At 61.0% G+C, this 8,817-nt stretch carries 8 protein-coding genes and 2 pseudogenes; 3 read left to right on the top strand and 7 right to left on the bottom strand.

Going from position 1 to position 8,817, the window contains the following annotated elements; genetic code table 11:
• From ACLKMW_RS26055 to ACLKMW_RS26045, 3 genes and pseudogenes are all read left to right on the top strand, one after another.
• Window positions 1-379 (top strand): annotated as a pseudogene (locus tag ACLKMW_RS26055) (hypothetical protein); the annotation flags it as partial.
• A gap of 103 nt (window positions 380-482) precedes the next feature.
• Window positions 483-1,394, top strand: coding sequence for a polysaccharide deacetylase family protein (locus tag ACLKMW_RS26050; RefSeq protein ID WP_415727429.1), 912 nt, complete (start codon window positions 483-485; stop codon window positions 1,392-1,394).
• 44 nt (window positions 1,395-1,438) lie between these two features.
• Complete coding sequence (locus ACLKMW_RS26045; protein ID WP_415727428.1) at window positions 1,439-2,176, top strand: aspartate/glutamate racemase family protein; 738 nt, start codon at window positions 1,439-1,441, stop codon at window positions 2,174-2,176.
• Window positions 2,177-2,205: 29 nt separating this feature from the next.
• Here ACLKMW_RS26045 and ACLKMW_RS26040 read toward each other — a convergent pair whose 3' ends face one another.
• The 7 genes and pseudogenes from ACLKMW_RS26040 to ACLKMW_RS26010 all read right to left on the bottom strand — a co-directional run.
• Complete coding sequence (locus tag ACLKMW_RS26040; RefSeq protein WP_415727427.1) at window positions 2,206-2,946, bottom strand: aspartate/glutamate racemase family protein; 741 nt, start codon at window positions 2,944-2,946, stop codon at window positions 2,206-2,208.
• A 22-nt stretch (window positions 2,947-2,968) separates the two neighbouring features.
• Window positions 2,969-3,985, bottom strand: a complete 1,017-nt coding sequence (locus tag ACLKMW_RS26035; RefSeq protein ID WP_415727426.1) for an ABC transporter ATP-binding protein — start codon at window positions 3,983-3,985, stop codon at window positions 2,969-2,971.
• Window positions 3,982-4,956 (bottom strand): ABC transporter ATP-binding protein, encoded by a 975-nt coding sequence (locus ACLKMW_RS26030; RefSeq protein WP_415727425.1) that lies wholly within the window; start codon window positions 4,954-4,956, stop codon window positions 3,982-3,984. Before ACLKMW_RS26030 ends, ACLKMW_RS26035 begins: the two co-directional genes overlap by 4 nt.
• A gap of 21 nt (window positions 4,957-4,977) precedes the next feature.
• A complete protein-coding gene (locus tag ACLKMW_RS26025) occupies window positions 4,978-5,817 on the bottom strand; it encodes an ABC transporter permease (protein WP_415727424.1) in 840 nt (279 codons plus the stop codon).
• A gap of 2 nt (window positions 5,818-5,819) precedes the next feature.
• Window positions 5,820-6,770 (bottom strand): ABC transporter permease, encoded by a 951-nt coding sequence (locus tag ACLKMW_RS26020; protein WP_415727423.1) that lies wholly within the window; start codon window positions 6,768-6,770, stop codon window positions 5,820-5,822.
• Window positions 6,767-8,350 (bottom strand): amidohydrolase family protein, encoded by a 1,584-nt coding sequence (locus ACLKMW_RS26015; protein ID WP_415727422.1) that lies wholly within the window; start codon window positions 8,348-8,350, stop codon window positions 6,767-6,769. Before ACLKMW_RS26015 ends, ACLKMW_RS26020 begins: the two co-directional genes overlap by 4 nt.
• An 88-nt stretch (window positions 8,351-8,438) precedes the next feature.
• Window positions 8,439-8,817 (bottom strand): annotated as a pseudogene (locus tag ACLKMW_RS26010) (ABC transporter substrate-binding protein); the annotation flags it as partial.

The raw sequence follows: 8,817 nt of genomic DNA, 5'->3' as shown, positions 1-8,817 counted from the left end.
GGTCGGCATCCGGCTGAAGATCGAGAAGCTGCAGTGGCCGCAATGGCTGGAGCAGGTGTTCCGCAACCATAGCTTCGACATGTCGATCGTGGACCACGACGCGCCAATGGATTTCGATGTCCACGCCAACAAGGACTATTTCTACGGATTTGACAGCCAGAAATATCGCGACGCCCTGACGGCCGTCAAAGCCGCCACCACTCCGGAGGCGGAGACGCAAAGCCTGCAGACGATCCAGAAGCTGTTCGCCGAGGAAGTTCCAGTCATTCCGCTGTACCAGACGCGCAACATATCGGTGGCGCGGAAGGGGCTGGTCGGCCTCTGGCACAACATGCCCGTCTTCATGGCCAATATGACCGACGTGCATTGGCAGGACTAGCGGATAATCGGCAACTTGACAGAAGGGGCGGTCGGCATCTGCTTGCCTGCCCTTTCTCAGGAAGAACAGCACGCAACATATCAGAATGAATGGGCAAGTGACGATGGCGGTTGATACCTCGATGGCCGATCAGGACCTTTACGGCTACGGGCCAAATCCACCCCATGCGCAGTGGCCGAACGGCGCCCGAGTTGCTGTATCGCTGGTGCTCAACATCGAAGAAGGATCCGAATTCGCCATATCCAAGGGCGATGCGCGTAACGAACGCATCTACGACATGATGCAGGATCCGCTCGACATTCCCGATCCTGCCATGGAATCACACTTCGCCTATGGCGCTCGCGCCGGCTACTGGCGAATTCTGCGTGTGCTCGATAAATATGGGGTCACCTGTACGCTGAATCTGTGCGGGCAGGCGCTGGAGAAGACACCCTGGATCGGCGAGGACGGGCTCAAGCGAGGCTTCGAACTAGGCTGTCACGGCTATCGCTGGGATACGCCCGCCGGCAAGAACGAGGATGAGGAAAGGCGCTGGATTCATCAGTCGGTGGATAGCATTCGCCGCATTACCGGCGTCCGCCCCGTCGGCTGGCATTCACGCGCGCCCTATACTCTGGCGACGCGCCGGCTGCTGATCGAGGAGGGCGGGTTCCTCTATGACAGCGATCTTTATGACGACGACCTGCCACGCATCCTGAAATTCGGAGATCGCCGGCATGTCGTGGTGCCTTACAGCCTCGACACCAATGATATGCGCTGCCAGCGGCCGGAGTCACCCTTCGTTCGCGCGAATGATTTCGCCGACTATGTCATCGACGGTTTCGACTGGCTCTGGGAGGAGGGCGAGACAGCGCCGAAGATGATGACGATCGGACTGCACACCCGCATCATCGGCCGGCCGGCGCGGATAGGGGGCCTCGATGCGGTGCTCCGCCATATGACAGACAAGGGCGGGGTCTGGTTCGCCACGCGGGAACAGATTGCGCGTCACTGGCTGGAAATATTGAAGGACTGACTTCTAAAAACGAGCCGATCGATCTCAAGAAAGCACACATCGAAATGCGCCTGCTGGTTGTCCAATCGAATACGTCGCAATTCATCACTGATCTGATTGCGGAGGAGGCTGGTCGCGCGGCTTCGCCAGACACCGAAATCCGGACAGTGACCGTCGGTTTTGGCGCGCGAGGCATTGAATGCCGAACGGAGGTGGCGATTGCCGCGCATGCGACAGTGGCGGCCTTTGCCGAGAACGCGGACGGGGTAGACGCCGGCGTGATCTCATGCTTTTCCGACCCCGGACTTGCCGCTGCAAGGGAACTGATGCCGTTTCCGGTCGTCGGCATAGCCGAGGCCTCGATGCTGACGGCCTGCATGCTGGGCGGTAGGTTTTCCATTGTCACGCTCGGGGCCCGCATGGCGCAGCCTTTGCGCGAACTAGCAGCGCATTACGGGCTTGCGTCGCGGTTGGCCAGTGTTCGCACGATCGAACGTCGGGTGGTGGCAGCCGGCGCAAATCCTGGCGACGTTGCCGACGAGGTGGTGGCGCAGTCCGAGACGGCAATCGCCCAGGATGGCGCGGAAGTCATTATCCTGGGCGGTGGTGCTGTTGCCGGCCTAGGGCGCCTATTGGCCGACCGCATTGAAGTTCCCTTGCTGGACGGAGTGACCTGCGCCGTACGGATGGCCGAGGCACTTTATGGCATCGGCGCCTCTCGACCCAGAACCGGCAGTTACCGCGCACCGGCCGCCAAGGAACTCGTCGGCGTCAGCGACGCGCTTTCGGCGGCATTCAAGTAAAGTGGGGTTCGAGCGCTTGCTTGGACGTTTCAGCCGCCTTGGAAGAGCCGCGCCAAGGTGTCGTCGATGCCGTGAAGCTGCTTGTCCTTCGGCGAGGAATAGCTTCCGGTGACAGGCTTGCGGACGCCAAGCGACACAAGCATCTCTGCCATCCGCACCGCACAGTCTACGCCATCAAGGACCGGAACATCCACGCTTTCGGCCAATTGCCGCGCCAGGCCGGAGACACCACCGCCCCCGACGATCAGCACTTCCGCACCATCTTCGGCGACGGCCATGCGCCCGGCTTCGTCAAAAGCGGCAAGCCATTCATCAGACGGTGATGCGTGGTGCACGCGGCCAGCGATCGTGCGGATGCTCGCCAGCCTGGATGACAGCCCATAGACTGCAGCGGTCTCGCGCAGCATCTGCCCCCATCGCGGGCCGACCGTGAGGATTGAGAAGCGGCCTCCCAGCATACAGGCGGTCAGCATGGCCGCTTCCGCGAGGCCGATGACCGGAAAGGCAAACAACTCTTTTGACGCGGCGACGCCAGGGTCGCCAAATCCGGCCACGATTCCGGCATCGGCACCTTGTGCCCGGTGGGCAAAGGCTTCCAGAATGGCATGCGCGGCGATCGCCGCCTCGCTGCGGAACTCGATCGAGGGTGCTCCGAAGGGGGCGGTAACGACCTCTATTCGCGTGTTTGGCCCTGCGGCGCGGCGGGCCGCATCGGCGACGCGATCCGAGACCGCCTGTGTCGTATTGGGCTGAACGATGACGATGCGCATCAGGCGAGCTCCGGAATTCTTGTCACGCGAAGGAAGCGACCTTCTCGCGCTGTCGATTGTCGCCGATTTCTTGTGCGAAATGGCAGGCCACCATGTGGTCGGTGTCAGCCACCTGGAGCTCAGGCTTTTCGGAACGGCAGATATCGCGCGCAAAGGCGCAGCGGTCCACGAAGGGGCAACCGCTTTGGGCCGATGTCTGTGTCTTGAGGGCGGCCGGCGAACGCGTAACGACCTGATCACGTTTGGCACCGACATGCGGGACCGCGTCGACGAGCGATTGCGTGTAGGGATGCAGCGGTCTCCCGAACAGTGCCGATGTCGGCCCTTGTTCGACGATGCGGCCAAGATAGATCACCGCCGCATCCTGGCAGGCATAGTCCACCACTGCGAGATTATGGCTGATGAACACGAAGGTGATGCCGAACTGATCCTCGAGATCGCGAAGAAGGTTCAGCACCTGTGCCTGCACCGACACGTCGAGCGCCGATACGGGCTCGTCGGCGACGATCAGCGAGGGTCGTGTGATCAGTGCGCGCGCAAGCGCTACGCGCTGGCGTTGCCCGCCGGAAAACTCGTGCGGATATTTCTCCATGTCGTTGGGTCGAAGCCCGACGGATTGGAGGGCTTCTCCGACCCTCTCCTTGCGCTCCTGCTTGCCGGGAGTCTCGCCCGTAGCAAACAGCGGTTCGGCGACGATACGCTCCACCCGATGGCGCGGGTTGAGCGAACCGAAGGGATCCTGAAACACCATCTGGAAGTCGGAGCGCATGGATCGCAGTTCATGTGGCGTGACGGCATTGATATCCTTGCCCATGACCTTGATCGAACCGGCGGTGGGCTTGTCCAGGCCCATGATGATCCGCGCAAGGGTAGACTTGCCGCATCCGGATTCGCCAACAATGCCGAAGCTCTGCTGAGGCTCGACCGTCAGGTTGATGCCATTCAGTGCGTAGACGGTGCCGGCCGGGCGAAACAGTGACTCCCGTGGAAGCTGGAAACGTCTTTCAAGGTTTCTGATCTCGATCACTGGCTGGCTCATTGGACGGGTTCCATAGCGCGTTCGGCTCGGATGCAGGCTGCGACATGTGCTGCGCCGACCGGAACGAAAGGCGGCGGGGCGAGCAAGCAATCGGAACTGACCAGGTCGCATCTTCCGGCGAAGATGCACGACTTCGATACCGTGCCGATCTCCGGCATAGAGCCGGGAATCGTCCTCAGCCGCTCATGGCGCGGCATGCCGAAACGCGGTATCGCCTCCAGAAGGCGGCGCGTATAGGGATGGCTTGGCGCTTGGAAAACCCGGTCGGCCTGGCCGCGCTCCACCACGTGCCCTCCATACATCACCAGCATCTCGTCGACCATTTCGCCGATTACGCCAAGGTCGTGGGAAATGATGATGAGTGCCATCCCGGTTTCGCTGACGAGTTCGCGCAGCAAGTCGAGGATCTGCCGCTGCACGGTCACGTCCAGCGCCGTCGTGGGTTCGTCGGCGATGAGCACGCGCGGCGAGCATGATAGCGCGATCGCGATCATCACGCGCTGGCGCTGGCCGCCGGAAAGCTGGTGCGGATAAACGTTGAGGCGGCGCGTCGCGTCTGGAATTCCGACGCGGTCGAGCAAGCGGACTGCCTCATTCTTTGCAGCGGCGCGATCTATACCCTTGTGCAGGATCATGGGCTCGGCGACCTGCCGGCCGATCGTTTGCAGCGGATTGAGCGACGTCATCGGCTCCTGGAAGATCATGGCAATCTTGTTGCCGCGCACCGAGCACATTTCCTGCTCGCTCATCGCGAGCAACTGATGCGCCTCGAGGCCGATCTTGCCGGTCGCGCGGATTGCACCCGGCAACAGCCGCATCAAGGCCAACGCCGTCATCGACTTGCCGGAACCGGATTCGCCGACGATACCAAGCGAGCGGCCGGGCCCCAGCTCGAAGCTGACATCCCTGACGATCGGGATGTCCCGGTTTGCGCCGGCAAGGCTGACATTGAGGTCTTGAACGTGAAGCATTTGCTTGCTCTCCAGCTCCACTTAACGGGCGCGCGCCAGCTTGGGGTCGAGGACGTCGCGTAGGCCGTCGCCGATCAGATTGAGGCCGAGCACCGACAGCGCGATCGCAAGTCCAGGAAATATCGCCAGGTGCGGAGCAAGGCCGACAAAGGTCTGGGCATTGTTCAGCATCTTCCCCCAGCTTGGCTCCGGCGGCTGTGTTCCAAGACCGAGGAAAGACAGCGCCGCCTCAGCCAGAATTGCCACTGCAAAAAGGATGGTGGCCTGCACGATGAGGGCGCCGCTAATATTGGGAAGGACATGCTCGATGGTGATGCGCAGGCGGCCTTTGCCACAGGTCTGGGCGGCGAGCACATATTCACGAGCCCAGACCGCATTTGCGGCGCCGCGCGTGATGCGCGCGAAGATCGGTATGTTGAAAATGCCGATCGCTATAATCGAATTAACCGTGCCCGGGCCCAGTATCGCGGTCAGCAGGACTGCGGTGATGATGATCGGGAAGGCGATCGAAAAATCGCTCATGCGCATGATGAGCTCCTCAAGCCAACCGCGATAGGCCGACGCGAGTGCCCCGAGCGCGACGCCGACGCAAAGGCCCAGGCTCACCGCCAGAAAGCCGACAATGATGGATATCTGCGAGCCGCTCAGCAGCATGGAGAAGACATCGCGGCCGAGGTGATCGGTTCCGAGCCAGTGCTTGGCGGAAGGACCCTGAAGCTTGTTCACGATGTCGATCGCCGTCGGCGAGAATGGTGTCCAGAACAGGCTCACCACGGAGGCTCCAACGAGCAGGAACGACAGGAGTCCGCCGATCAAGAGGCTGCGATGCAGCATGACATTTTTGAGAAGCTTGCCGGTCATGGTCAGTGCCTCTGATGCTTCAGGCGCGGGTCAATCACCGCATAGAGCAGGTCGACCACGAGGTTGATGAACACGACCAGCGCCACAAGGAGCATGATCAGGTTCTTGACGACCATCAGATCAAGTTGGGTAAGTGATTGAAATACAAGGCGACCGAGGCCCGGTATGTTGAACACCTGTTCGATGACGATGGTGCCGACGAGCAGGCTGGAGATTTCGAGCCCGCAGATCGTGATGATCGGAATGAGCGCATTGCGCAGGACATGCTTGACCAGCGTCGACCGGCGGCTGAGGCCCTTCGCCCGCGCCGTTCGCACGAAATCCTCTCTGAGCACGTCGAGCACGGCGGAACGCGAAATGCGCGCAAAAATAGCCGCCTCGACGATCGCCAGCGAAAATGCCGGCAGGATCAGCGATTTGATGGCGGGCCAGAAGCCCGCGTTCCAGCCGGGAAATCCGCCTGCCGGGAACCACCCAAGGTAGATCGAGAACACAAGGACGAGCAGGATGGCGAACCAGAAATTCGGGATCGCTATACCGAGCTGCCCGAAGATCATCACCCCATAATCGCGAGGGGTCTTGTGATGTGCGGCGGCATAGAGCCCAACGGGAACGCCGATGAGCACGCTGATGAGCGCGGCAAGCAGCGCCAACGGCAAGGTCACACCGAGCCGCGTCATGATCAGCTCACTGACGGGCATGACGTAGGTGAAACTCTCGCCCATGTCGCCCACTGCAAGCCCCCCGACCCAGCTGAAGTAGCGTTCGACGACTGGACGGTCGACGCCGAGTTTCTTCTGCAGGGCAGCCACTGCGTCCGGAGGCGCATCGATGCCGAGCATGATCTGTGCCGGGTCGCCCGGTAGGAGCTCAAGGGCTGCAAAGATCACCACCGAGGCGATGGCAAGGGTTGCGATGAAGGTGGAGATGCGGCGCAATAAGAAAGCAATCATGACGGTCGCCTCTCAGTTCTTGCCGCATGAGGATTGGAAAGTCCGGCGAGCAGATCGTTGTAACGGTAGGGCTCGTCAGACGCGTTGCATTGGTAACCGGCGTAGAATTGCTTGACGTGGTCAAACACCTGGCGGGCCACGCCCCTGAATTCGATTTCATCCAGCGTCAACGGACGGCGAGCGTCGTCTGCAAGCGCGGCCAATATTTCGGTCCGGTCGAGCCGCGTGGAGCGGCCGTCGCGCAGGATCGGTTCGCCGGCCACGATCACCGTATCGACTGAGCGCGCAGTGGCACGCTTCACGATTGCGTCGACGATCGGCAGATCCGCGTCGAGATATGGATGGGCGATGCTTTGCCAGTCGAGCAGTACGCAGTCGGCCGCCCTGCCGGGTTCAAGCGTGCCGATGGACCCGCCGAAGGGGGTGGTGCGGGCGCCATATTCGGTCGCCATGAGCAGCACCTGCGCGCAGGTCGGCGGGTCATCGTCCATGCCGGGTGTGCGGTGGATGTTCAGCACCACCCGCATTTCCTGCAGCATGTCGCGATCATCGTTGATGCCAGCCTCGTCTATGCCGACGCAGACCGGAATGCCGTGACGCGCGAAATGATTAACCGGGGCGATGCCGCTACGAATCCTGAGGTTTGAACTGGCATTGTTGCAGATATGGCAACCACTCGCCGCGACCCGCTCGATATCGGGCTCGCTCAACCACACGGCATGGCCCAGGGTAAGCCGGGGTCCGAGCAGTCCGAGGGCTTCGATATGCTCGACAGCGGTTCGGCCAGTTCGCCTAAAAGCATATTCCCGCTGGTATTTCGTCTCCAGCAGATGCAGGTGCATGGGCACGTCGTAAGCGTCGGAATATTCCCTGGTCCGCAGCAGGGCCTCGTCGCTCAGCCAATGCAGATTCGCCGGTGCGAGCTGTATCTTTAGCCTGTCATCCGTCGCATATTTCTCGTGCAGTGCCTTGAAGAGCTTGAAATTGTCGTCGAGCGGGATTGCGTTGCCCGCGGTGAACTGCACGAGCTTGTCGCCCAAAGGCTTCGGCAGGCTTGCAGCAAACAGGGCGTCATCCTGATGCAGGAGCCTATTCTGGTCCATGATGACGTAGGAATAGGAAGCGCGCATGCCGATGTCGCGATAGGCACGCAGCACCTCGTTCGCAACCTCGTAAATATTCTCGACCGGCCCCGGCACTCCATACTGGATGTGCTGAACGGTGGTGACGCCCGAGCCTATCATCTCGAAAGCCGAATAAAGCGTGTCGAGATACGGATCGATATTGCGCTTTGCCATCAGCCTGGCGATCCAGAGCTCGAGCGCCAGGTCGGGTGCACCGTGCTGGGTCGGCGTGACGCCCATGTGATGATGCCCGTTCACGAAACCGGGCAGGATCACGTGGCGATCCGAGCCGATGATCTCGTCGGGCTGGTGGCGCGCAAGCAGATCAGCTTTCGTGCCGATTTCGACGATCTTGCCGTCGCGCTGGAAAATGGCGCCGTCGGCGATGAGCACGGCCTCATTGCGGTTCAAAACGCGGGAGACGACGTATTTCCCCCAGATCAGGCTTGAACTCATAAGCCCTGCACTCCGCTCGTTCACAATTCACCACAATCCTGAAATGGCGGCCGCCGAATGTCTTGTCGGCGGTCGCCAGACTGGTCTGCTATTCGGCCCAGTAGACGTCGGTCATGTCAGCCTTGAAGGTAGGCATACTCTTCCACAGCCCATGCAGGCCCTTTCTTGCGATCGAGATGTTGCGGGCCTGGTAGAGGAAGAGGGCGGGCACGTCCTGCGCAAGAAAGTCCTGCATCTTGCGAAACGCGGCCGTCTGCTGCTCCTCAGTCGAGGCGGCCTTGATCTCCTGCCAAATCTGCTCGAATTCCGGACTGTCATAGCCAAAGAAGAAGTCGGGATTGGCATAGACATCGAAGTCCATCGGCGACACGTGATCGACGATTGAAATGTCGTAGCTGTGGTTTTGAAAGACCTGCTCCAGCCATTGCGGCCACTGGATCTTCTCGATCTTCAGACGGATGCCGACT

This window comes from Borborobacter xinjiangensis, from assembly GCF_047739745.1.
GTDB lineage: Bacteria > Pseudomonadota > Alphaproteobacteria > Rhizobiales > Rhizobiaceae > Pseudaminobacter.
Note: the sequence above shows the minus strand (reverse complement) of the source record. Positions and strands in the feature narration are given on the sequence as shown.